This window comes from Coleofasciculus sp. E2-BRE-01, from assembly GCF_040221695.1.
Classification (GTDB): Bacteria; Cyanobacteriota; Cyanobacteriia; order Cyanobacteriales; family Coleofasciculaceae; genus Coleofasciculus.
On sequence record NZ_JAVKEA010000217.1, the window covers coordinates 43,684 to 68,568 of the forward strand.

The following is a 24,885-nucleotide window of genomic DNA, read 5'->3' on the forward strand; positions in this document are numbered from 1 at the left end:
CTTAGATCAGCCGATGTGCATTGAAATTGGATATTTCTGTTCCCTATTCCCCGTTCCCTATTTCCATTGAGGAATTTAGACATCCTGATCTAAATGCTGGACAGCTAATCGAGGCAAAATAATTTTGGTGGAGAAGGGTATGAAATTTAGCATCGTCATCACGACTCATAATCGCCTCACCTTGCTCAAGCGGGCAATTGACAGTGCGTTAGCTCAAACGATACCGTGCGAAGTAATTGTGGTGGATGATGGCTCGTCTGATGATACGGATATGTATGTCCAGGGGCGACGGAAAGAACTCTTGGACATGGGTGACACCCGTTTAATTTATCATCGAAATTCGACGAATTTGGGTCACTCAGGAACGGTTAATCAGGGTGTAGCATTGGCGACAGGAGAATGGGTAAAACTGGTGGATGATGACGACTACCTTGCCCCTAATTGTATTGAAGAAATGGTGAAGGCGATCGCAGGGCGTCCAGATGCTGTCATTTGCTCCTGTCGAGCCATTCAGGTCAATGAGAATGAGAAAGAAATCAGCAGAAGTCGGCACGTTGGCAAGGGAACACTTGTATATATTCCCCAAGCTGAGATTCATTACGCCATGCTGTTGGAACTCTTGCCATTTGGCACGCCTGTACAAGTAGCCTTTTCCCGTTCAGCTTTCCTTAAGTCAGGAGGATGGGATACCCAATTCGATACGAATTATGATGATATTGATTCCTGGATTAAAATTGCCCAGTTTGGCGATGCTGTGTTGATCAATAAATGTCTGGCTTATCGGACTATTTGGCAAGGTTCATTTAATAGCAAATTTACGTTTGACAAGCGCCTGGAAATTAATTTAATTATCAAAGAAAAAATTTATTCGTGTATCAACCCCAAATATCGTCATACTTTACCAGAACTATCAGAGATTAAGTCGTCTATAAAAATTCATTGGGTATTTGCTGCCCTAAAAAAAAGAGAAATTGTCAGCGCGGCAAGGATTTGGTTAAAAACGGATTTATCTATAGCGGCGGTAAGGTTATTTTTAGAACGAATTATTGCCAGAAATTGTTTAGATGAATTATTAAAAGAGTCTCAGGCAATGCCCATTTTATTAGTGCGTGAACATAACTGAGTTATTTAAAGGTAAAGGTAACTCCAGGAAGCAAGTGCGACCGTATCTGCCCTAACCCCGACAAAATCCATAACAATGGGCAAGGGTTTTGATGTAAAATCAATAGTCCGCAGTCAAACGAAAATGCTTGTAGCAAGGGAGATACTTCTATGACCCGGATGTATTACGACACAGATGCTAACTTAGACCTACTCACCGATAAAACTATCGCAATTATCGGCTATGGGTCTCAAGGTCACGCCCACGCCCTGAATCTCAAAGAGAGTGGCATTAAGGTGATTGTGGGTCTGTATCCGGGCAGTAAGTCGGTGGCGAAAGCGGAGTCAGCCGGATTAACGGTTCATTCGGTTGCTGATGCGGCGAAAGCGGCGGATGTGATTATGATTTTGCTACCGGATGAGGTGCAGAAAACGGTATACACCGAAGAAATTGCCCCGCATCTGAAAGAAGGGAATGTCCTTGCCTTTGCCCATGGGTTTAATATTCACTTTAGTCAAGTTGTTCCCCCGCCTGATGTTGATGTGATTATGGTGGCACCCAAAGGACCGGGGCATCTAGTAAGACGGACTTACGAACAGGGAGAAGGTGTTCCTTGCCTATTTGCCGTGTATCAGGATGCCACAGGTCAAGCTCGCGATCGCGCCATGGCGTATGCTAAAGGAATTGGTGGGACTCGTGCGGGTATTTTGGAAACCTCATTTCGGGAAGAAACGGAAACCGATTTATTTGGTGAACAAGCCGTGTTATGTGGGGGTTTGAGTGCTTTGATTAAAGCGGGATTTGAAACCTTAGTGGCGGCGGGTTATCAGCCAGAGTTGGCGTATTTTGAATGTCTCCACGAAGTTAAATTAATTGTGGATTTGATTGTGGAAGGCGGACTAGCCAATATGCGCGATAGTATCTCTAATACTGCTGAATATGGCGATTATACCCGTGGACCTCGCATCGTTAATGACCAAACCCGCGCCGAGATGCGGAAAATTCTGCAAGAAATTCAATCAGGTCAATTTGCCCGTGAGTTTGTGTTAGAAAATCAGTCAGGTAAACCTGGATTCACCGCCATGCGCCGTCAGGAAGCGGAACATCCGGTAGAGGAAGTGGGTAAAGATTTACGGGCAATGTTTAGCTGGTTGAAGAAGTAGTTATTCGTCATTTGTCATTTGTCATTTGTCATTTGTTAATTTTTGGCAAGGCAATTGGCAAATGACATCAACCTTTATAACCCAGTCCGCGCAGGCGGACTTTGTTTGTGTAGCAGTGATTTCAATCGCCTTGGCTTCTGGCTACCACCTCTGTTCTAATTGCTCAACTTCTTTTTCCGTGCGTTCGTTCGGGTTGGTGGGATTCCAGTCGGGAAATAACCCGACTAAGAATTGATTGATGCTGGTGCGGGTGTTGCGGCTAGCATCATCTAGCGGTGCAGGTAGGACGCGATCGCCTAACGTGATAAACAGCAAGGCTAGGATCAAAAGGGGTCCTAGAAGATTTTTGAAACGCATAGCTCTACTCCCAGTCGCATCAATGAATGGTGCATACTGCTAGTTTTCCCCTAGGTCAAGATAAAACCAGCATTTTTTGATAATTCTTTACATTTTAGTCAAAACCTAGTCAGGGCGGGTTCTGCACAAAGGTTAACAGATACCCAACACCCGACACCCCACACCCGACACCCCACACCAGTCCCTACCCACTCCCCCATCTAGACGCCGGATCAGATAGTGCGCTATGATTATAGGCTGTGATTTTTTTACAAAACCATGAATGCTCAAGAGGTTATTCGCTCCATAGAAGCGGAACAGCTTAAATCAGACTTACCGACAGTCCATGTTGGTGACACAGTTAGAGTTGGTGTCCGTATTCGCGAAGGGAACAAGGAACGGGTTCAGCCCTACGAAGGTACCGTGATTGCCATGCGTAACGGTGGCATCAACAAAACGATTACCGTGCGGCGTATCTTCCAAGGTGTTGGTGTAGAACGAGTTTTTCTGCTCCATTCCCCCCGAATTGCCAGTATTAAAATTGTGCGACGAGGTAAGGTGCGTCGGGCGAAGCTCTTTTATTTGCGAGAGCGTGTGGGTAAAGCGACTCGGGTTAAGCAGCGCTTTGACCGGGGGATTTAGATTTTTTTGGATATTGGCTTGGTATTCATGCCCTCATTGCGTTACACTAAGTAAAGCAAAGGGGATAAATTCACCTCTACCAGCCAACCCAAGCGCTCTTAGTTCAGTTGGTAGAACGCAGGTCTCCAAAACCTGATGTCGGGGGTTCAAGTCCTCCAGGGCGCGTTCTGAATCTATAAAATATGAAAAGGCTGGGGGAGCATCAGCGGTTCTACCCAGATCTTGTCAACTTCACGGATGAGTGAAGCAGGTTAATATGAGTTATGAACGCTGGGTTGAACAGCTCTGATAATCAGTAGAAGGGGGAAGTCAACTATTGTGGCAAAGAAAACTAAAACGGAAACAGAGTCTCAGCAAAAAACCTCTGGGTTTAATGTTGTAACGTTTCTTCAAGAAACCAAAGAGGAACTCAGTAAAGTCGTATGGCCCTCTCGGCAGCAACTGATTAGCGAATCGGCTGCCGTGTTATTGATGGTCGTTCTATCAGCCACCCTAATTTATTTAGTGGATGGCTTATTCTTGTGGGCATCACAACAGGTATTTGGATGAGTTTTGCAGCAAACGAATCATACGATCGCGATTCACAGTTTCAAGAATCCCCATCTGCCCGTTGGTATGCGGTTCAGGTGGCATCCGGCTGTGAGAAGCGGGTAAAGACAAATCTAGAACAGCGAGTGCAAACCCTAGATGTCGCTGACCGAATCTTGAGAGTTCAGATTCCCCAAACCCCGACGGTAAAAATCCGTAAGGATGGGTCTCGCCAGCACTCTGAAGAAAAAGTCTTCCCTGGCTACGTCTTGGTCGAAATGGTCATGGATGATGAAAGCTGGCAGGTTGTCAAAAACACACCCAATGTGATTAATTTTGTAGGGGCAGAACAGAAACGTCGCTATGGACGAGGGCGAGGTCACGTTAAACCAGTACCCTTGAGTCCAGGGGAAGTCGAACGGATCTTCAAGCAAACCGAAGAACAAGAGCCAGTCATTAAAGTGGACATGGCTGTTGGTGACAAAATCATCGTGCTATCAGGTCCGTTTAAAGACTTTGAAGGCGAAGTGATTGAAGTTAGCCCTGAACGCAGTAAGCTCAAGGCGTTACTCTCGATTTTTGGGCGAGATACGCCAGTGGAACTAGAATTCAATCAGGTGGAAAAAACAGGCTAAGCATGGCAAAAAAAATCGTTGCAGTTATTAAGTTGGCGCTCCCGGCGGGGAAAGCCAACCCTGCTCCCCCAGTCGGACCGGCACTCGGTCAACATGGGGTGAATATTATGGCGTTTTGTAAAGAATACAACGCCAAGACCGCCGATCAAGCGGGAATGGTTATCCCTGTGGAAATCTCGGTGTTTGAGGATCGTAGTTTTACCTTTATCCTCAAAACCCCGCCCGCATCCGTGCTAATTAAAAAAGCAGCCGGGATTGAAAAAGGCGCAAGTGAACCCAATCGGCAAAAAGTCGCCACGATTACAAAGGCGCAACTCCAAGAAATCGCCCAGACGAAAATGCCTGACCTCAATGCCAATGATATTGAAGCAGCCATGAAAATCGTCGAAGGGACTGCCCGGAATATGGGCGTCGCGATCGCAGAATAGTCCCTGGGTTGAGGTTTAAGTGCCATCAACCCGCAATTGCAGACCGTTGTTAACCCAATTTGGGGGAGAGGCGAGACGCTTCGTTAGTCACCCCAGGAGAGATAAATGCCCAAAAAACTATCACGTCGATTACAAGAATTACAAAGCAAGGTCGAAGAACGACCTTATGAACCTACAGAAGCCCTGAAGCTGTTAAAAGAAACCGCAACGGCAAAATTCCCGGAATCCGCCGAAGCCCATATCCGCTTGGGAATTGATCCCAAATACACCGATCAGCAACTGCGGACAACCGTATCCCTACCCAAAGGAACGGGTCAGGTGGTGCGAGTTGCCGTCATTGCCAAGGGTGAAAAAGTCACCGAAGCCACGAATGCGGGGGCAGATATCGCCGGATCTGAAGAATTAATTGGCGAAATCCAAAATGGCATGATGGATTTTGACCGCTTGATTGCCACACCAGACATGATGCCCCAAGTGGCAAAGTTAGGACGGCTCCTCGGACCACGGGGCTTGATGCCCTCGCCCAAAGGCGGTACGGTTACCTTTGACCTAACCCAGGCGATCGAAGAATTCAAAGCAGGTAAACTTGAATTTCGTGCCGATCGCACAGGCATCGTTCATGTTATGTTTGGTAAGGCTTCCTTTTCTGCCGAAGACTTGTTGCTCAACCTCAAGTCTTTACAGGAAACGATTGACCGCAATCGTCCCTCCGGGGCGAAAGGTCGCTTTTGGCGCAGTATATTTATCAGTGCGACCATGGGACCGGCGATTGAAGTCGATATCCCTAGCTTACGGGACATGAAAGCAGCTGAAGCTGCGTAATCTGAACCGTTATTTTTGCAGTCTACAATCCAATAATTTCATTGGCTTGTACCAAAGACAGCAGGTGTTCATCACTTAATATCCTGCCGAGGTCAACGCCCGAAGTATCCACTGTCACTTTACATCAAAATTAAAGTACAGGTATAAAAGATACTCAGCGTAACCCCGGCATGTCCGGGGTTTCGTTATGGCTAAAGGCAGGATTTTCCCACTGGCAACTCTGAAAGGAAAAAAGGAGGTGAAACAAGCATGGGCAGAACCCTAGACAACAAAAAGGAAGTCATCGCTGATCTCAAGGAACTCTTGAGTGATTCGCAACTCGCCATCGTCATTGACTACCAGGGACTTTCTGTTGCGGAAATTACCGATTTGCGGAATCGGCTGCGTCCCACAGGCACAGTCTGTAAGGTGACGAAAAATACCCTGATGCGGCGGGCGGTTGAGGATGATGAAAACTGGCAACCCATGACCGAATTCTTGGTCGGTTCCTCCGCCTTCATGTTAGTCAAAGACGATGTAGGCGGTGCAATTCGGGCATATCAGGACTTCCAGAAAGCCACCAAAAAAACCGACTTCAAGGGTGGCGTGATGCAAGGTCAAGCCCTGAGTCAAGACCAAGTTAAGGCGATTGCCGACTTGCCGTCTAAAGAAGAACTCATCGGGCAGATTGCAGGTTCGATTAATTCCATCGCCACTAAACTGGCTGTGGGTGTCAACGAAGTTCCTGCTTCCCTGGGTCGCTGTGTCAACGAAGTTCCGGGATCACTGGGTCGCGTTTTGCAAGCGCTCGCCGCTCAGAAAGAAAGTGGGGGTTAGTGCAAGACGGCAGACGGCAGAAGGCTTTAAGGTTTATGGTATCTGCTTGTTTGCAATTTTGTTAACGGATGGGTTATTTCCACACCCACTGCACTAATACCGCTACCTTGTACGTAAAAAGCTTGCCCTGAGCGTAGTCGAAAGGTCAAACGTAAAAATCAAACAAAGGAGTTTATTCATGTCTGCTACAACCGACGAAATTTTGGAAAAGCTAAAATCCCTGACGTTGCTCGAAGCGTCGGAATTAGTTAAGCAAATCGAGGAAACCTTTGACGTTAGCGCGGCTGCTCCTGCGGGTGGCATGATGATGATGCCTGGAATGGCAGCGGCGGGTGCGCCCGGAGCTGCGGCGGAAGAGGCGGAAGAGAAGACAGAATTTGATGTCATCTTAGAAGAAGTTCCCGCTGATAAGAAGATTGCTATCCTGAAAGTCGTGCGAACCATGACTGGGTTGGGACTCAAGGAAGCCAAAGATATGGTTGAGTCTGCGCCCAAGCCGATTAAAGAAGGGGTAGCAAAAGAATCCGCAGAAGAAGCCAAGAAGCAGCTTGAAGAAGCTGGTGCTAAGGTTTCCGTGAAATAGAACTCTGTCGGGGCAAGTCATGGATTGCCCCCACAATCGATAGATTGAATTCATCCCCCGGATCAACACGAACGGGGGGTTTTTTTAGGTTAGGGGTTGCTGAATAAGTCTTGTGGTGGGGAGAGGCAATAGGCAATAGGCAATAGTGAGAGCAACAGCCTACTATATTTAGATTTTAGGGTGGGTTCAGGCTTGTTACTCCATAAAATCTAGGGCTAAAGCCCTTACTACAAACGACAAACTTTCCCTTTGTCTCCCATCCGGAAGAAATAGAAAAAAATGTGACAGTTAATCAATAGTCTACTAGCTGATCACAAATTATTGAAACCTAACTATAATTTTTTAATTTATTCTAAGTAATTATCAAGACTATTCCGATTTTTTTTGAAAAACAAGCCAGGAATATTCCTGAAAGGCATAACCTTCAAGGCATCCAAGCTTTTGCCAAAAACAAATTGATCAAAACCTTACTAATTCTGGAACATTCACTCGATTAAAACCGACTGGAATAGTAACAACGCAACAATACACACTACCTATTGATGGAAGTTACTATGCAACGCAAAATCAAGTCTTTTGTTACTTTTTCTACCCTAGCTGCTACTGCGATCGCGCCTGTTTTATTATCGGCTGATATGGCGTCTGCTAGACCGACAGGAACCGATGCTAATTATATAGGTGCTGGGGTTTCCGCAGGCGTGACCAATGGTGGACAAGATAATGATGCTGCAACATTTGGCGGCAATATTCAAGGTCGAGTAACGACTTCAAAAGCGCCAGTTTCTCTGCGCGGTGCGGTTCTATTCAGCGATGATACCAGCGCCATTATGCCAATTGTTTCCTACGATGTTCCTGTTACGAACAACGCTAATGTTTATGTAGGTGCTGGCTATTCCTTCATTGAAGAAGATGGACAACCAACTCCATTAGGAAACAAAAATGCGCCTGTGGTAACAGTCGGTGCTGAAGCTCAATTTGGTCGCAATATTGTGGTTTATGGTGATACAAAACTCGGTATCGAAGCCTACGAAGATAGTCCAGCTTCTGCGGTTAGTATCCAAGCGGGTGCGGGTTACCGCTTCTAAACCATAACGCTCTGGTCAACTAACCCTGTAGAGACGTAGCATGCTACGTCTCTACACTACATATTTTTCTGTTCAGGAATAATATTTAATAAAAATTAATAAAGATAACCTGATAAAAATGGCGGATATCTTTACCATAAAATTACAGTAAAATTTGTTCGCCAAGATACAGCGCGGTTAAACTTGAAATAGAAAAGCAGCGTAACTAAATAAACAAGTATTGAGGTAAAGATCATGACTACTGAACTCAGCCAAGTTTTATCGATGATTTTGATCGTTTCTGTTTTCTCAATTGTTCTGTCACCCGTGTTGTGCTGGATTCTTCCCAACCGCACTCCCAACAAAATCGTGTAGGAGAAGTATTGAACCAGCTATCGGAATACTTTAACGCTACATCGACAGGCTCTCAACATCATTACGAGCAGGTACGAGCAAGCAGCGAATTCATCAGGGTCACTCTTTCATGAAACTTATAGATCTCTTAGCCCACCGTCTCCCGGTGGGTTAATGCTTTGTTGGGGGACAAGTGTATCAAAATGGCGAGACTTGTCAGAGTATAGTGGTAAGAACATTCCGTTTTGGGAACCATTCTCGGAACGCCGCCGATGTATCAACAGCTCAAACAGCTCTGGCTAGCTATTATCAACAATCAAGGCGATAACCACCCGCGATCGCCTAATTCTCCTGTGCAAACTCCTATCCCCCTGTTATTGTACCCTGAGACTCAATCCCAAGCCGACAACTCAGACGAGATCCAGGAATTAAAACGGATCAATCAACAACTGCGGCACGAGATTGCAGAACGAGAACAGGTTGAGCAGGTATGGCGAGAGCGAGCGGCTTATTATCGAAACATTGTCGAAAATGCCAATAGCCTGATTTTACGCATCGATACTCAAGGTACAATCACATTTTTAAACGAATTTGCCCAACAGTTTTTGGGTTACCCGGAAGCAGAAATCCTGGGACATTCTGCGGCGGAGACGATTATCCCAGAAACCGAGACATCGGGACGGAACTTGACTACCCTGATCCAAGACATCATTCAATACCCCGATCAATACCGCTACCACGAAAACGAAAATATCCGGCGGGATGGTAGTCGCGTCTGGGTTGGGTGGACGAATAAAGCGCTCATCGATGGATCAGGACAAGTGACAGGTATTCTCTGTATTGGTCACGATATCACCGAGCGTCATTTAGCTCAAAACGCTCTGCGCTTGATGAATGAACAATTAGAACAGCGAGTTGCTGAACGCACAGCGGCGTTAACCGTAACCAATGAGCAATTGCGCCAGGAAATTACTGAACGTCAACGGGCGCAGGAAACGGAACAGCAGTTAATCGCTTCACTGCAAGCGGCGAAAGACCAGTTACAAGCGATTTTAGATGCTGTACCCGGATGTGTGTCCTGGATGGGGACAGATTTACAGTACCAAGGCGTTAACAGTTATCTGGCTAAGACATTCGGATTATCCGCCGCAGCATTTGTGGGGAAGGAACTGGGGTTTATGAATTCCACCCCCGGATTTAAGGACTTTATTGCCCAGTTTTTTGCTAGTCCCCTCCAGGAAGCCAAGCGAGAAATTGAAACCTTGATTGGTGATAACTGTCGGTATTATTTATTAGTTGCCCAGAAATACCAACAGGGTCAAGCAGCTGTCTGTGTCAGCGTGGATATTACTGAACTCAAACGCACCGAAGAGGCGTTACGGTTGAGCGAGGAAAAGTTTGCTAAAGCCTTTCGCTGTTGTCCCAACTCGATCACGATTAGCACCTTAGCAGATGGACGGTATATCGAGGTCAACGAAACCTTTATGCGGTATTCTGGGTATGAACGCCAAGAGGTGATTGGTCGCACCGTTGAGGAATTAAATATCTGGGTGCATCCTGATGATCGCGATCGCATGGTTCATAGTCTACAGCACAACGGTGCGATTACGAACCAAGAATATGAGTTTCGCACGAAATCGGGCGAGATTTTAATCGGGTTACTGTCCGCTGAAATTATCCGCTTAAAAGGTGAACCCTGCTTACTAGCCCTCACCCTTGATATTACTCAGCGTAAATTGGCTGAACAGCGACTTAAAGAGAGTGAAGTTCAATATCGGGCAATCTTTGAAGCCACGACGGATGGCTTAATTATTAGCGATTTAGACGGACAACTGGTGGAGGTGAATCCAGCCGCGTGTCAAATGCATGGCTATTCCTATTCAGAGTTTATCCATCTTGATCCCGAACGTTTTATTCATCCGGACTCCCATTCAATATTTTACGAGTATCTTACTGCTGTCAGACAGGGAGTTCCCTTTCAGCGGGAAGCGGTGGATTTGCGTTCCGATGGTACGCCGTTTCCCATTGAGGTACGGGGAACCGGGTTTATGTACAAAGGACAACCCCATCTTTTAGCTGTGGTGCGGGATATTACCCAGCAAAAGCAAGACGAAGCCCGGTTACGAGAAGCGGCTGAACGCGATCGTTTGTTGGGAGAAATTGCGGCTCGAATTCGCCGATCGCTGGATCTGAATGAAATTATGAATACGACCGTAGCAGAAGTGCGCCAGTTCCTGCAAGCGGATCGGGTTCTGATTAGTTATATGGATGGGGCAATGCATGGCAAAGTTGTGGCAGAATCCGTGGCGGATAATTTTTCTTCCTGTTGGGATTTAGCAGTAGAAAACGATGAGTATCTTCAGGAGTTAATTGCTTTATTTGAACATACTGATGTGCAAGTTATTAACGATACCGCTCTTTGGGAAACGTCCCCGGAACGCGCCGAATATTTGGATCAATTTCAAGTGAGAGCCGCGTTAGCCGTGGCGATTGTTGTGGATGAGCAAATGTATGGCTTATTAGTGGCGCATCAATGCACAAGTCCGCGTCAGTGGCAACCCTTGGAAGTGGATTTACTACGCCGTCTAGCGACACAAGTAGCCATTGCGATTAAGCAGGGACGATTATACCAACAGCTTAGCGAACTGAATACGAACTTAGAGTACCAAGTCGAAGAAAGAACGGCACAATTACAGCAAAAAATGCAGGAACTGCAAGAACTAAATCAACTCAAGGATGTGTTTTTACATGCGGTATCCCATGATTTACGTACACCCGTGATGGGAATGTTAATGGTCTTGAAGAATTTACTCAATAGCTACTCCTCTCCTGAGAACGAAGAATTCCAGACATACGACAAAAAACAACAGACAATTCCAGTCTCGCGTTCTATTGTAGAGCGGATGATTCAAAGTAGCGATCGCCAGCTTAATTTAATTAACTCGTTATTGGAAATTCACGCGGCTGAATCTTATGGGATTCCCTGTGAGTGCGAACCATTACAATTGAGTCAACTCATTCAAGAGATTTTGACAGAGTTGCAACCGTTACTGGCAAAAAATCAAGTGACGTTGACCAATCAAGTTCCCGATGATTTACCGTTCGTGAGTGCTGACGCCAAGCAATTGTGGCGAGTGTTCGAGAATATAATCACTAATGCGATGAAACATAACCCGCCCGGAATTCATCTAACCCTGAGTGCGACGGTGGTGGAGGATACTGTTGAAGAAGAGAAAGTGCGCTGTGCGATCGCGGATAATGGGGTAGGGATGGAACAACAGCAGTGCGATCGCCTTTTTGATCTCTACTATCGCGGCGCTTCTTCTCGAAGTTTAAGTGGTATTGGTTTAGGATTGTATCTGTGTCGGCAAATTATTAAAGCACACGGCGGCGAAATTGGCGTGATTAGTTCTCCAGGAGAGGGAACAACATTTTGGTTTACTTTACTCACATCTTGTACCAGTCAAAGTTGACATCTTCACTGCCCTGCACGGACTGGATTATAAAGGGGATAGTCAACCCGAATTTGGGATGAATCGACACTCTAGAAATTTTGACGATTCACTCGTACCCGTTTAGAAGGATTTTGCTTCTGCACCCAGATTAAAAACTTCTGCATTTGAGGTTCATTTTTTAGCTTTTCCAAAGAATTGAGTTCTTGGGATAAGTGGGTGTTGTCAAACAGAGAATGGATCTGTCGATGACAAGCAGAACAAATCATGGTGGTGGGAATTGTCTCGGCTTTTTTCTTCTTTGCCTTCTGTCGAGGAATTAGGTGATGAATCGTTAAACGCTCAACATCTCGTTCACATAATTGACAAATCATCGTTAGTCGTAAACTATTACAGACATTAAAGGGAAAGCTTTACAAGTGCATCTTTGACGGCTGACGGCAATTGTCGCAGAATCTTGCCTTTCTCCCGGTCAACAGCAACTAACGTCACCCGACCGGTTACATAGAGTTCTTTACTATCAGGCGATTGAACCTGGTAATCCCAATAGATGCGAACACCGTCCATATCTGTCATCCGGGTTTTGACAATCGCCGTTTGACCCATACGAAGCTGACGGTGATAGCGTATTGAGAGTTCAACTACAGGTAACTCACATCCCATCGCCACTAAGTCAGCATATTCGATGCCGATAGATCGTAAGCATTCTACCCGTGCTTCTTCCATCCAGGTTAAGTAATTACCATGCCAAACCACACCTGCATAATCGCTGTGGTGAGGATGTGCCCGCACCGGATATTCAAACCAGTGTTCAGTGGTGGCGGTTAGAGAATGACTTTGGATGGCGCTGGTGGGTGGAAGTTGAGCTGAAGATTGAGAATTGTCAGACATATTACTAAACTAAGTGATAACGTAACTGTTTCACTACCTAGATAGCACAGGAGTAACCGTAAACTGCAAGCGGGAATAACCGACACACAACCTGTTAAACCCGCCCTTGCACCTGAAGACGCGATCTGGGTTACCGAAATTCTGGAAAGCGCGATCGCAGATGAATGAAGTTATGTAAACCACGATTGCCAAGCCTGCCAACTTTGCACCAATTCTGCCATCTGTGAGTAACCTGATGAACTGGGATGAGCGCCATCATAAGCAGCTACTTCATCCATCCAAACTCTTGAGGCTTGCAGAGGACGAAATACATCTAAATAAGGAATATATAACTGGCGACAAACCTCGGTAAACTGTTGGGATAATTCAGCAGTTCTGATATTTTGCTCCTGATCAGCAATCGGCGGTGGACTGACCATTAACACAGGGAATAATCCCTTCGCTACTGTTAAAATTTGATTGGCATTTTTTACAGAATTATCGAAAAATACCCGACATTGACTTTGTTCAATAGTCGTATCATTCACGCCAAAGGAAAAAACAAGTCCCCCGTCACATCCATCTGGTAAACGTCGAGAAACTTCCGGTAACCAACGAGTGGCAATATCAGCACTGGTTTCTCGTCGTATACCTAAATTGTAATAGGTCAAGTCATACCCTTGTTTTCAGATAGCTGCACAAATTCTTCCTGTCCATCCCAGACATTCAGGATCACCAGTACCATTCACAAAAGAGTCACCGACAAAGCAAACTCGATTTGTGGTCATTTGTCATTTGTCATTTGTCATTGGTCATTGGTCATTGGTCATTTGTCATTGGTCATTTGTCATTTGTCATTTGTCATTTGTCATTTGGCTCAAATCTAAACGACAAGAGGGCGGGTTTTGTTGATTAGTTATCGGTATACCCGCCAATTAAACGGCTAAACCCGCCCCTGCAATACGATATAACTTCTACCTCCTGCCTTCAAAAAGCCTTGTTTCTACTTCGCTTCCATCCAATTTTCTCCTTCACTCACATCTACCAGCAACGGTATAGTCAACTCAACCGCTGATTCCATCGTCTCTCGGATTTTTGGTTGCAACTCTTCCCATTCATCCGGTAGAACTTCAAAGACTAATTCATCATGAACTTGTAACAGTAATCGCGCCTTGTAATTCTGTAAAACCTCATGCATTTTTACCATAGCAATTTTGATAATATCAGCACTAGATCCTTGTATGGGCGCATTCGCGGCGGCTCGGAGTAACCCTGCGTCATATTGACCGATTCCCTTAAATTTATCAAGATTAATCTCTTTAGGATTTTTACCTTTAGCATCGCGCAGTTTGTTGCTATTGAACTCAAAGTAACGACGACGACCTAAAATAGTCTCCACATAACCGTTTGCGATCGCGTTTCGTTTCATCTGTTCTAAATACCCGAAAACTCTGGCATAGCGCTGCTTCAATCGGTCAATAAACTCCTTTCCTTGCGCCGCCGATACCCCCGCTTCCCTAGCAAATCGCTGGGGTCCCATACCGTAGATCACACCAAAGTTAATCGTTTTCCCCAATCGCCGTTCGTCTGGCGTTACGGTTTCTTTTTCAAACAATAATTTAGCGGTTACTGCGTGAACATCCTGATTATTTCGGTATGTTTCCACCAGTACGGGTTCTTGACTCAGATGTGCCAAAATCCGCAACTCAATTTGGGAATAGTCGGCTGATACTAATAACCAACCCGATTCAGGTAAAAATGCTTTGCGAATTTGGCGACTAAACGCCGTCCGAATCGGAATATTCTGTAAATTAGGATTCGATGAGGATAAACGCCCCGTGCTGGTTATCGTTTGATTAAAATCAGTATGTATGCGTTGGGTATCTTTATGAACCAGTTTCGGCAAAGCATCAACATAAGTGGATTTTAACTTAGAGAGGGTGCGGTGTTCGAGAATGGTATCAATAAGTGGATGATCCCCTTGTAGCTTTTCCAATGTGGCATGATCCGTTGAGTACCCTGTTTTCATTTTGCGCGACTTGCGGCGGTCGAGATTCAGTTTTTCAAACAGTAATTCACTTAACTGTTTTGGAGATCCTAAATTAAATTCTTCTCCGGCTTGCTTGTAAGCGTTCTGTTCAATGTCTGCGAGTTTCTTTTCTAGAGATTCTGAGAGTTCTTTGAGATAAGCCGTATCAATGCGAATTCCCTGATATTCCATCTGCGCTAACACAGGTTCTAGCGGTTGCTCAACCTCAAGCAACAGCTTCTCTAGCGCTGGAATTGCTTTCAGCTCTTCCCTGAGTTTAGGAACCAGTTGAAACGTGGCATAGACTTGCATCCCGCAGTATTCTGCCACTGTTTTGCTACTCAATGCAGCAATGGTTTTTCCTTTGGGAATCTTTAAATCTTTGTAGCTTTTTAGCTGAATTTGGGGGAAGTAGCGCTCCGTTAAGCTATTGAGATTATGACTATTATCTGGATTGAGGACATAACTGGCTAGCATCGTATCCATGACTACTCCTGCCAGTTCAATCTCCTGAGTCCGTAAAACCAGACGGTCAAACTTGACATTTTGTAGCACTTTGGGATAGCGATCGCGCTCTAAAATAGGACGCAGTGCTTCTAGAACGGTCTGTTGGTCTAAATTCTGACCCTGGTTATGGGCGATCGGGATATAAGCAGTATCTGTTGCTTCAAGTCCCCAACAGCAACCAATACCCACCAGTTCGGCGTTCCGTGGCTTCAAATCACTGGTTTCTGTATCCCAAGCCACTGGAGTTTCTATGTTCGTGCAGTTTTCCAGAATATCGACTAGTTGGTCTAATTTATCTTTTGTATTAATAATTCTAGGTTGAATTGGACAACTGGCTGCCGCTTGTTTCTGATAGTCTTCTGTTTCATCGGCTGTCCAGAAAGACAGATCAGGACTACTGTCTTCAACCGAGGGTTCTGATTCTGTCCCGGCATCTTCCACCACGTTTCCACCAAAACGCTGATGAATTTCGTCAATTTTCTTTAAGAAAAACTCGAATTCCAGTTTTTGGAAGAAAGGCTTAAGTACAGAGGTATCAAACCCCTCTAACTTGCCCGCATTTAATTCCACATCCACAGGTGCATCAAATGCCAATTGCGCTAAGTACTTAGAATGTTCAGCGTCTTGCTTTCCGGTTTCCAGTTTCGTTTTTACCGCACCTTTAATCTGATCGAGGGACGCATAAATGCCTTCTAGGGAACCAAAATCATTCAGTAACTTAACCGCCGTTTTTTCGCCAATTCCCCTCACTCCGGGAATATTATCGGATTTATCGCCACAAAGGGCTTTGTAATCCACCACCTGTTCTGGTGTAATACCCAGTTTATTTTTTACCCCTTGGGTGCTATATTCTTCCAGTCCAGTGGAACTGCCGCTTTTTAATGCCTTATGGCTGAGATAGAGAACTGTAATTGACTTTTGCGGATCGATGAGTTGAAATAGGTCGCGATCGCCCGTTAAAATTTTTACCTGATACCCTTCATCAGTCGCCCGATGTGCCAAGGTTGCTAAAACATCATCAGCCTCATAGCCCGGAACTGCCAATACGGGTAAATTCAACGCCGTCAGCAATTCTTTGAGATTCTGCAAATCTGGGATAAAATCTTCCGGTGTCTCCGGTCTATCGGCTTTATAGGTATCATCCGCTTCGTGACGAAATGTGGGCAATTCCAGGTCAAACGCCACCGCCATCGCCTGAGGTTGCTGGGAACTGATCACCTCTAATAAGGACTTGAGAAAGCCAAAACACACACTGGTGGGTATTCCACTTTTGGTTCGTAGTCCCCCATCTCGTCCTTTAGCGAAGGCGTAATAAGAACGAAACGCGAGAGAATGACCGTCAACCAGAATAAATAGTGGTTTTTCTGCCGTTGTTGAATCGGCAGAGGGAGAAGAATTAGACACAGGCGTTGATTGAGACATAGCCTTATTTTAGCGAGTTACGTCTGCCTGTCAGGATGTGGTGTTGTGGAGAAACCATCAAACAAAAAGCAGTTGGCACGTCCATCCAACTACTTTCAGTATCGGGTTAGGTTACAATTTTGAACTCAAATCGCCAACAATTACCGTTTAACTGCTTTACGGCGACGGCTGATAAAACCTAGCATACCTACACCGAGCAATGCTCCAACTGTACCAGGTTCAGGTACTGACTCAAGTTTCGCTTTAACCACCCAGTCTTGGAAGTCATAGAAATAATCGCCATTACCAAGAGGGAAGCGAGTATCTTCCATACCGAGGAAGTAGTATCCTTCCTCAGATACAGTGATGGGTGGGTTAGGATCGGCTTGATCGGTTAAGCTTGGGAACGTGTAACTGTCTTCCTGAGCCACTCCAAAGGCACGGAACTGACCTCCATTACCGTTAAAGCCACGCTCCCAAACTCCGAACTGGTATGTAGTATCTTCTTCAAAGGTAAACTCAATTTCACAGGGAGTGTTGATCGTGATATTACAAGTCCCCTGCCAATCATTGATGAAGGCACTACCCTCGATATCAAAGGATTTTTCTCCTTCCGTAAACAGTGGGGTGAACATACCATCAGACCAGAAGCCAAAGTCGGAGAACGCTTTACCTCTCGATCCTAATCCATCTGGAAATAAGACAGAGAATTCGTAGGTGTGGCCATCCCCAGAAAATTCATGGGTGGCGTGAGGGATTTCTGAAGCTGTACCCGTCACTGGACTATCTTCAACGACATCAATACCTAGGAAAGTAGAGGCTTGTGCAGGAGATCCAAAGTTTAGTAGGGCAGTAGCGGTAGCGGCAGCGATACTTAGGCTAGAAATAATTGGCAATTTCATAGTAGTATATCCTTTTCGGTCGGGAGGACTTTATCTTGACTAGAGAAAGTTAGGCTTGAGTCAATTAACTGATACTCTTAGAGCCGATGTATTTTTCTCTCATGACTACATTCTAGAATGCCATAAGAGGCTTTTTCCCTTAAAGGGGTAATTTTCGTCAACTCTTTATAAATTTACCTATTTATATAAAGCTTTTATGAAGAAAGACACAGACACCAAGGAGTACAAACTCACAATGAGTTATGAACGTCTACAGTTGTTTTATGTTAAATGAGATACTTAATATCTAGGATAACAAACGCTAAAACATACAATCTGTAAGAATTAGAGCCGTTTAACTCTAGTAAGGCACTAATGTCACAGTTTGCTGATTTTCGGTAAATATACTCAAGCAACTGTTCAGCTTGAGCAGTTTGCTCTAGGAACAAGCTGATACAACTGCCTCAATCCAAGAGCGGCAACTTTTCCGAACGCCTCAGTTTGGAGTACGCCGCCAGTTAGGTGGGGGAGAGCCTGTGGACTGTTCAAGTGCCGTCACTGTCAGGATGAAGCAGGAAGTAAAGGAAGTAAGCGGCAAAGTTGTCCACTTGTGGGTAGCTTTGAGTCCGTTTTCTGTAACTGTAACGGTTCTCCACCTTTGGATTTAATAGAAGTCTTCATTTGGAGGTATAGGCAATTTGTCAAATAATTGTTACAATTTTTAATATAGCTTGGGAACGGTTGACCCGTTCACAGAACATAGCCCTTGCCAAATGCAGGCTTGTGTCATCTGAACGTCCATTTTTTCTAGCATTCAAGGAGATAACCATGTCCCAACCCATGCAACTTTCCCTAGAACAACAATTTAATATCCGCTCGTTTGAAACCCAGGTGCAGAAAATGAGCCGTGAGCAAGCTCAAGACTTTCTGGTTAAGCTCTACGAGCAAATGATCATGCGTGAAAATATGTACAAGGAGTTTCTCAAACATGAATGGGGTCTAGAACCCAGTTAAAAGTACGAGCAGTGGTCCCTATGTAGTGGGCGACCTCCGTCTCTTGCTCGGTTCCTACGGTGGAAAGGGGCTGGGGATGCTGGGGCGTCAACTCTAGTAAGGCTTCGGTCGGAATAGAATCGGTTGTAAGTAATGCGTCATCAAGCGTTGGATTGATTGGCTCGAAGACTTCATTCTCTGAAACACACAACGCCACATCAGTGAAAAGAGAGTGTAGCGAACTGGCTGAAATGATTAGCTCAACAATGATTTAGTACAATTAAGCAAGAATACTCTTGTCCTCATCTAGGAATAAAGGGTCGTTCAACAATAAAATCGTCGATTGTCCTGGTATTTTCTTAGAGAAAAAGCAAAACTTAATCATAGACATCCCCTAAGCGGTAAGCTTGAATCCGTAAGCAGCCCAACGCCAAACCTGCTTTGACGCTGGGATCTGTGGTAAAACAAACATTTTCCTATCTTATGTTTCAGCGTTGCTTAATTTGCACCGATTTTGCCGATGGTTTGTATCGGTTGGTCGAGTTTGTACCCAGTTTAGCGGCTAATGGTATCCAAAGGATTATCTTTCTGCATAGCGTACCATTGTGGGAGGAAGGGGAAATTCCCCGGATAGATGAGGAAGGAATTACCCGCGCTCGCGATCGCCTGCAAGCTGGATTGAAAACTATACCGAAGGGTGTAGAGGTTCACATCGAAGTTCTCTCAGGGCGTCCTGTGGACAATATTCCTAAAGTAGCCAAGCGTTACGAAGCTGATGTGATTCTGACGGGGATGGAAAGCCGCAATTTTTTACAAGAAAAGCTGTTTGGTAGCACTACAGCCGGATTAGCGAGGAACTATACCACTCCCCTGTTGATCCTGCGTCCCCAACTGGTTTCGACTTATACCTGTGAAGAACTCGAGCTGCGCTGTCAACATTTATTCCGCTATTTTCTGATTCCTTATAACGGCGGTAAGGCTTCGGAGCACCTGTTGCAAAAGGTGAAAGCTTATGCTCAAAAGCGCCCGGATCACTCACTCTCTGAGTGCCTGTTAATGTGGGTGATTGAAGAAGTGGGACGTAAACCTGTTTCCAAGGAACAACAAGTCCAAGTAGCACAAGAAAAGCTGAAGCAGATTAAAGCTGACTTAGAAGCGCTGGGTTTGCAAGTTAAGACAGAAGTCCGAGTCGGTAATCCTTATCGGGAAGTTTTAGATGCGGCGACAGTGTTTGACATCAGCGCGATCGCGGTTTCCTCCGAAACAATCGGTAGTATTATTGAATTGCCTATCCGTAGCTTTGCTGGGGAGTTGATGCGGCGTAGTTGGCATCCCGTTCTCTTCTTTCCACCACCGAGTTAAATTGATTGGTCAGGGAACTTTTGCTATACTAGCTTGGCAAAGCCCTGCCGTAGCTGTTGCGCTCGCTGCCTGAGTTCAGCAATCAACTCATCTTCTCCCAAGACAACACCACCTCTAGTAATTTGTTGCTTCGCTTGAAGTTTGTGCGCCAGTTGATGGCAGAGCTGACATTTTCCTAAAATACCCATAATTGATGGGGAAAATTTCGCAAAAACGAATTCATCTTCTGAAGTAAACCCCTTTTTGTCAATTCGCTGCGATAAGTCTTCGTGAAGGTTTGAATGAGGCTTGAGCTTGTTGATAAATTGGGCAACAGCAACAACCTCTTTTTGGCGATTCAACAGGGGCCACGCCAAGATTGTATAAGTCCGGTAGCCTGTTTTTTGATCCGTTTTCTTGGCTTGCTCTGAACGGGGATCATCGTAGACATCAAAGGGAATATTGATCATGTTGGACGAGTGGGCAGCTAAACCGACAATTCCCTTGTTCATCGGGATATCAATGATTAAAGACCCCCCTTTTCCATCCTCAGCGATTAAAGAACCCACTTCCTTCTTGTGCTGATCGATTAAAAAGATACTAGCGCGATCGGCACTCAGCAAGTCTCCAGCTTTACGAGTGATACGACCTAACATTTCACAAAGAGTGCGTACCAAATCCTGTAACGCTTTATCGACTGTATCTTTTTCGACAGAAAAATAGGAGTTAATTTGATTCTCACCCGAATTGAAGGCTACAGAAGATACAGAGGCGAGCGATGAGTCTTGTCCCTCTAAGCCAGCCACTTCTCGCCAATCCAGTCCTAATAGCTGGCAAATTTGCAGAAAGTTCAGCCGATTAACTGGCTGACCTTTGAGAAAAAGATTATTAATTACAATAGGTAGCGATCGACCTAGCTGCTCAGCTAGCTCTTGCTCTTGTCCGTTACTCTTATATCTCCAAGCTTGTTCGACAGCTTGGATATATTTAGGATGCACACTCAATGTTTTTGACATCGACATCATACAGGAGTAGCGGAATTCTACTTTAAGGATACAATAACTTTCCCGGAGCTAGCATCAGCCAATTAACGTAATCTGAATACGATATTTGTCTTAGTACACCTTTATCATTCGTCAGGGAACAGGGAACAGGGAACAGGGAACAGGTAAGGTAGAATTTTGAGTTAACCTCCCCCTGCTCCCCCTGCTCCTGATAACTGATAACTCCCCCATATCCCCCACACCCGACACCCGACACCCCACACCCGACACCCGACACCCCACACCCGACCTACTTTTCCTTTGCCTCGTCCGGGGACTTGGCATCAAAGTAAGCTTCCAACACCTGCTTAACCATCGGTGCAGCTACGGAACCGCCACCACCACCGGAATGTTCAGCAAAAGCGACCACGACAATCTCGGGTTTATCGAATGGCGCAAAGGCACCAAACCAGGCGTGAGGCTTTCCAGGTGGCGCTTCGGCTGTGCCACTCTTTCCAGCTACCGGCGGTAGATGAGGCACATTTAACACTTGTCCCGTACCACCATCAACCACCGCTCGTAATCCCTTACGTAGTGTCTCTATCGTTGAAGGCTTCATTTCCATTGACACCCGCCAATTGCTTAACGCCTCATTGTCTTTATGTAAATGCGGTTTAACTCGATAGCCACCATTAGCCGGAACAGCAAACATGACTGCCACTTGCAGGGGTGTTGCCTGAGTAAATCCCTGACCAATGGACATATTCACGGTATCTCCCACTGTCCATTCCCAGTTGAAGCGCTCCCGCTTCCAGGTATCATCCGCAATCAAACCGGCAGCTTCTTCAGACAACTCAATTCCCGTGGGTTGACCAAATCCATAGTTTCTTGCCCATTTAATCAGAGTCGGTCCACCTACCCCTTTGCCAATTTGACCATGAAACGTATTACTACTCCACGCCATAGCTTGCTGGTATCCCAAGGGGCCAAAACCGGCACGGTTCCATTCGCCAAAGGATGTACCCCCAACATTCAGGGCGGCAAAGGTGGGCAACACGGTACCTGGTCCAAATTTCCCTGACTCCATACCCGCTGTTTGGGTCACCACCTTAAACGTACTCGCCGGGGGAAATCCGCGCATCGCCCGATTGACAAAGGGATTTCCTTTCCCCTGCAATTGCTTCCACATATCTGGAGTAATCCGGCTTGAGAAAATGTTGGGATCGAATGTAGGGCGGCTAACCATGGCTAAAACCGCTCCATTTCTGGGATCAAGGGCGACAATAGCACCCTTTTGATTGCCCAATGCGGCTTCGGCTGCCTTCTGGGTCTTTAAATCAAGGGTAATTTGCAGGTCTTTACCTGATTTTGCCTCTTTCTCACCCAGAATCCTCAGAACTCGACCTGCACCATCAACCTCCACTTGCTGACCGCCCCATTCTCCTCGCAGGGTTGGTTCAAAGGCTTCTTCAACCCCCATCTTCCCAGCAACATCGCCCATGCGATATCCTTCAGCGCGACGTTGTCCTAGTTCTTGATCATTCAGTTCCCCGGTATATCCCAAAACGTGAGCACCTACATCCCCATTGGGATAGTCCCTTACCGCTTCGATATCCACCTCGATGCCATCCAGTTGATGGCTATACTCCTGTAAAGCGGTGATTTGGGCAGGTGAAAGCCCCCGTTCAATTCGGATCAGCGAGGGTGAATCAAAGCCAGCCCGTTCGACTCGTTTTTGAATCTCATCTTCGGGAAGATCTAACAGTTGGGATAGACGTTGGCGCGTTTGGGGCCATTCATCTTTTTTCAGCGCCACGGGCCATAAGAACACTGAATGAGACAAGCGAGAGCTGGCAAGCACTTTGCCCTGGCGATCGAAAATATTGCCCCGCACTGGTTGCTTCGGCACCAGCCGAATCCGGTTATTTTCAGCCAGTTGTCGGTTACGTTCTCCCTGAACCAACTGTAAGTACGCCAAACGAGAACCCATTGCCCCGACTAGGAACAAACTGACAATCAGCATGACAATGACCGATTGGTAATTGCGTCCAACGGTACGGGGTGTCGTTTGGCGACCTCCGGAATAGGGCTGAATCACGGTCATAGTAAACGGCTTCTCAACTCTCTTTAGTAGTTTGTACTCAGTCTAGTGTTGATTGTGACGCTTTTTTCACAGAAGTGGCTTATCTGTGCCAAACTAGGTCGTTAACCCAGTCGCATCAAGGTGAAATAATAGCGCATCCTTTCCTCGAATGCATTTTTAGCGGGTCAATTCTTTGAAGCCACCCCGCCAGGTTAGTAGACAGATAAAATAGACCCAAGTATAAAAAAAAGGATTAACGAATTCACATTGGATCGGGTTTCATTGGTTAAATCAGGGCGACTTTGCGCTAGTGAATGAATTATTATGTTTCAACCTTCCGTTAAAGACCAACGCGCTCCGGATGCTACGGCTGAGCTTGATGTTGAACTCCGCAAGGTTTTCAAGGTTTTCAATGGCGAGACCGCGGTTCGGGGAATTGACTTGAAGATCCGACGGGGAGAATTTTTTAGCATTCTCGGTCCATCGGGTTGCGGTAAAACGACTACCCTGCGCTTAGTGGCAGGATTTGAGTCTCCGTCTGCAGGTGAGGTTTTGATTCAAGGGCAACCCATGAATCACATACCTCCTCACCGCCGACCTGTCAATACGGTATTTCAAAGTTATGCTTTATTCAATCACCTGACGGTTGCGGAAAATGTCGCCTTCGGGTTGCGACTGAAAAAGCTCAAGGGGACAGACGTTGAGGAGCGAGTCAAACAAGCCCTCAAACAGGTGCAAATGGAAACTTATAGCAATCGATTTCCCGCTCAACTGTCTGGAGGACAACAACAACGGGTAGCATTAGCACGAGCCTTGGTGAATCGTCCTACTGTTCTATTGTTGGATGAACCCTTGGGGGCGTTAGATTTTAAGCTTCGCAAAGAAATGCAGGTGGAACTCTCCAACTTGCATCAGGATTTGGGGTTAACCTTTATTATGGTGACCCACGACCAAGAAGAAGCCTTGAGCCTGTCTGATCGGATTGCCGTGATGGAGGCGGGGAAGATTGAACAAGTGGGCAACCCCACTGAAATCTACGAACGTCCCCGTACCCCCTTTGTTGCTGATTTTATCGGTGATACGAATCTGTTTAAGGGTCGCCTGCACGCTGCCGATTCCTCTACGCTACAAATTATCACGTCCAGCGGTTTGGAGCTGGTTGTGCAATCCTCTGACGCCAAAGAATGGGCGAGTAACTCTAAGGAAATGGTGGTTAGCGTGCGTCCGGAGAAAATTCGCTTGAGTCTTTCACCACCCAACTCAACCGTGAATTGCTTTGAAGGTCGTCTCAAACATGTTATGTATCTGGGAACTCACGTTCACTTGGTCGTGGAACTCCTAACCGGCGATCGCCTGACGGTTATGCTGCCGAATAATGCTATGAACAAGCTACCCGAACCCCATACCTCAGTGTATGCCCGTTGGGCAACGACCGATTGTATCGCGTTAGAGGAGTAATCACCATGGCACAATCAGGAGTCAGGTTGTTTTTAGCTGAATTGGAGTCGCACTGTAACTCGAGTGCGATCGCGACGTTCCTCAATAGTGATGGAGAGTCGTTTGCCATTGACCTTAATCGTCAGGGACATAAGGTAACGTATGGAACAGATTTGGATATCAAGGAATTCTTTGTCGCTAAACTTTTGGGGGGATGTCAACCTCATGGTTCGTTGATCCTGCGTTCGTTTACGCCGGATATTGACGAATTTACCCAGTTACCCATTAAAGAATTACGCGGCTATGTCCTACAAGGGACGGGAAATGATCTGGAATTTGAGAAACTTCCCCCCAAGGTCATGTTTGCCTGTCACAACACCGATGCCGAAACTGGGGAACCTTTACCCCTAGAACAATCTGTCCGCTATTGCTAAA

At 45.9% G+C, this 24,885-nt stretch carries 23 protein-coding genes, 1 tRNA gene and 1 other annotated feature; of the genes, 16 read left to right on the forward strand and 8 right to left on the reverse strand.

Features of this window, described 5'->3' with window-relative positions; genetic code table 11:
• The first annotated feature begins 139 nt into the window (after window positions 1-139).
• Window positions 140-1,123, forward strand: coding sequence for a glycosyltransferase family 2 protein (locus tag RIG66_RS29665; RefSeq protein ID WP_446383082.1), 984 nt, complete (start codon window positions 140-142; stop codon window positions 1,121-1,123).
• Between the two features lie 149 nt (window positions 1,124-1,272).
• Entirely contained in the window at window positions 1,273-2,265 is a 993-nt protein-coding gene (ilvC, locus tag RIG66_RS29670; RefSeq protein ID WP_446383084.1) for a ketol-acid reductoisomerase, read from the forward strand.
• Between the two features lie 141 nt (window positions 2,266-2,406).
• On the opposite strand, the gene RIG66_RS29675 is transcribed toward ilvC, so the two are convergent.
• Window positions 2,407-2,622 carry a hypothetical protein gene (locus RIG66_RS29675; protein WP_446383086.1) on the reverse strand — a complete coding sequence of 72 codons (216 nt, stop codon included), beginning with the start codon at window positions 2,620-2,622 and terminating at the stop codon, window positions 2,407-2,409.
• A 258-nt stretch (window positions 2,623-2,880) separates the two neighbouring features.
• On the opposite strand from RIG66_RS29675, the gene rplS reads away from it, so the two are divergent.
• The 10 genes from rplS to RIG66_RS29725 all read left to right on the forward strand — a co-directional run bounded on the left by rplS (window position 2,881) and on the right by RIG66_RS29725 (window position 11,946).
• Window positions 2,881-3,243, forward strand: a complete 363-nt coding sequence (gene rplS, locus RIG66_RS29680) for a 50S ribosomal protein L19 (protein WP_446383087.1) — start codon at window positions 2,881-2,883, stop codon at window positions 3,241-3,243.
• 92 nt (window positions 3,244-3,335) lie between these two features.
• Window positions 3,336-3,408 (forward strand) — tRNA-Trp (locus RIG66_RS29685).
• A gap of 153 nt (window positions 3,409-3,561) precedes the next feature.
• Window positions 3,562-3,792 carry a preprotein translocase subunit SecE gene (gene secE / locus RIG66_RS29690; RefSeq protein ID WP_006101045.1) on the forward strand — a complete coding sequence of 77 codons (231 nt, stop codon included), beginning with the start codon at window positions 3,562-3,564 and terminating at the stop codon, window positions 3,790-3,792.
• Window positions 3,789-4,406: a transcription termination/antitermination protein NusG gene (gene nusG / locus RIG66_RS29695; RefSeq protein ID WP_446349420.1), complete on the forward strand. Its 618-nt coding sequence runs from the start codon at window positions 3,789-3,791 to the stop codon at window positions 4,404-4,406. The genes secE and nusG overlap by 4 nt, the downstream gene beginning before the upstream one ends.
• Window positions 4,407-4,408: 2 nt before the next feature.
• Complete coding sequence (gene rplK / locus RIG66_RS29700; protein WP_044207237.1) at window positions 4,409-4,834, forward strand: 50S ribosomal protein L11; 426 nt, start codon at window positions 4,409-4,411, stop codon at window positions 4,832-4,834.
• Between the two features lie 105 nt (window positions 4,835-4,939).
• Window positions 4,940-5,656, forward strand: coding sequence for a 50S ribosomal protein L1 (rplA, locus tag RIG66_RS29705; RefSeq protein ID WP_446383090.1), 717 nt, complete (start codon window positions 4,940-4,942; stop codon window positions 5,654-5,656).
• Between the two features lie 33 nt (window positions 5,657-5,689).
• Window positions 5,690-5,851: a sequence feature (ribosomal protein L10 leader region), on the forward strand.
• Between the two features lie 54 nt (window positions 5,852-5,905).
• Window positions 5,906-6,472 (forward strand): 50S ribosomal protein L10, encoded by a 567-nt coding sequence (rplJ, locus tag RIG66_RS29710; protein ID WP_446383092.1) that lies wholly within the window; start codon window positions 5,906-5,908, stop codon window positions 6,470-6,472.
• Window positions 6,473-6,650: 178 nt separating this feature from the next.
• Complete coding sequence (rplL, locus tag RIG66_RS29715) at window positions 6,651-7,055, forward strand: 50S ribosomal protein L7/L12 (protein WP_446383094.1); 405 nt, start codon at window positions 6,651-6,653, stop codon at window positions 7,053-7,055.
• Window positions 7,056-7,609: 554 nt separating this feature from the next.
• On the forward strand, window positions 7,610-8,140 hold the full coding sequence (locus RIG66_RS29720) for an outer membrane beta-barrel protein (protein WP_446383096.1): 531 nt from the start codon (window positions 7,610-7,612) through the stop codon (window positions 8,138-8,140).
• Between the two features lie 578 nt (window positions 8,141-8,718).
• Window positions 8,719-11,946 (forward strand): sensor histidine kinase, encoded by a 3,228-nt coding sequence (locus RIG66_RS29725; protein WP_446383098.1) that lies wholly within the window; start codon window positions 8,719-8,721, stop codon window positions 11,944-11,946.
• Window positions 11,947-12,017: 71 nt separating this feature from the next.
• Here the strand turns inward: RIG66_RS29725 and RIG66_RS29730 are convergent, their stop codons facing one another.
• The 5 genes from RIG66_RS29730 to RIG66_RS29750 all read right to left on the reverse strand — a co-directional run bounded on the left by RIG66_RS29730 (window position 12,018) and on the right by RIG66_RS29750 (window position 17,634).
• The gene (locus RIG66_RS29730; protein ID WP_446383100.1) at window positions 12,018-12,299 is read right to left on the reverse strand and encodes an HNH endonuclease; all 282 of its coding nucleotides are present in this window, start codon (window positions 12,297-12,299) and stop codon (window positions 12,018-12,020) included.
• 25 nt (window positions 12,300-12,324) lie between these two features.
• Window positions 12,325-12,816, reverse strand: a complete 492-nt coding sequence (locus RIG66_RS29735; RefSeq protein ID WP_446383102.1) for an acyl-CoA thioesterase — start codon at window positions 12,814-12,816, stop codon at window positions 12,325-12,327.
• A 170-nt stretch (window positions 12,817-12,986) separates the two neighbouring features.
• On the reverse strand, window positions 12,987-13,466 hold the full coding sequence (locus RIG66_RS29740; protein WP_446383104.1) for a GDSL-type esterase/lipase family protein: 480 nt from the start codon (window positions 13,464-13,466) through the stop codon (window positions 12,987-12,989).
• A 332-nt stretch (window positions 13,467-13,798) separates the two neighbouring features.
• On the reverse strand, window positions 13,799-16,753 hold the full coding sequence (gene polA / locus RIG66_RS29745) for a DNA polymerase I (protein ID WP_446383106.1): 2,955 nt from the start codon (window positions 16,751-16,753) through the stop codon (window positions 13,799-13,801).
• A gap of 140 nt (window positions 16,754-16,893) precedes the next feature.
• Window positions 16,894-17,634, reverse strand: a complete 741-nt coding sequence (locus tag RIG66_RS29750; RefSeq protein WP_446383108.1) for a PEP-CTERM sorting domain-containing protein — start codon at window positions 17,632-17,634, stop codon at window positions 16,894-16,896.
• Between the two features lie 807 nt (window positions 17,635-18,441).
• Here RIG66_RS29750 and RIG66_RS29755 point away from each other — a divergent pair.
• Both RIG66_RS29755 and RIG66_RS29760 read left to right on the forward strand, forming a co-directional pair.
• Window positions 18,442-18,627, forward strand: coding sequence for an NblA/ycf18 family protein (locus RIG66_RS29755; protein ID WP_006101159.1), 186 nt, complete (start codon window positions 18,442-18,444; stop codon window positions 18,625-18,627).
• A 462-nt stretch (window positions 18,628-19,089) separates the two neighbouring features.
• Complete coding sequence (locus tag RIG66_RS29760; RefSeq protein WP_446383323.1) at window positions 19,090-19,968, forward strand: universal stress protein; 879 nt, start codon at window positions 19,090-19,092, stop codon at window positions 19,966-19,968.
• A gap of 23 nt (window positions 19,969-19,991) precedes the next feature.
• On the opposite strand, the gene RIG66_RS29765 is transcribed toward RIG66_RS29760, so the two are convergent.
• Together RIG66_RS29765 and mrdA are read right to left on the reverse strand one after the other, a co-directional pair.
• Window positions 19,992-20,963 (reverse strand): GAF domain-containing protein, encoded by a 972-nt coding sequence (locus RIG66_RS29765; RefSeq protein ID WP_446383109.1) that lies wholly within the window; start codon window positions 20,961-20,963, stop codon window positions 19,992-19,994.
• A gap of 277 nt (window positions 20,964-21,240) precedes the next feature.
• Window positions 21,241-23,034, reverse strand: coding sequence for a penicillin-binding protein 2 (gene mrdA, locus RIG66_RS29770; protein WP_446383111.1), 1,794 nt, complete (start codon window positions 23,032-23,034; stop codon window positions 21,241-21,243).
• A 303-nt stretch (window positions 23,035-23,337) separates the two neighbouring features.
• Here mrdA and RIG66_RS29775 point away from each other — a divergent pair, with 303 nt between their 5' ends.
• Both RIG66_RS29775 and RIG66_RS29780 read left to right on the forward strand, forming a co-directional pair.
• Entirely contained in the window at window positions 23,338-24,471 is a 1,134-nt protein-coding gene (locus RIG66_RS29775; RefSeq protein ID WP_446383113.1) for an ABC transporter ATP-binding protein, read from the forward strand.
• 5 nt (window positions 24,472-24,476) lie between these two features.
• A complete protein-coding gene (locus RIG66_RS29780; protein ID WP_446349381.1) occupies window positions 24,477-24,884 on the forward strand; it encodes a hypothetical protein in 408 nt (135 codons plus the stop codon).
• The last annotated feature ends 1 nt before the right edge of the window (window position 24,885 follow it).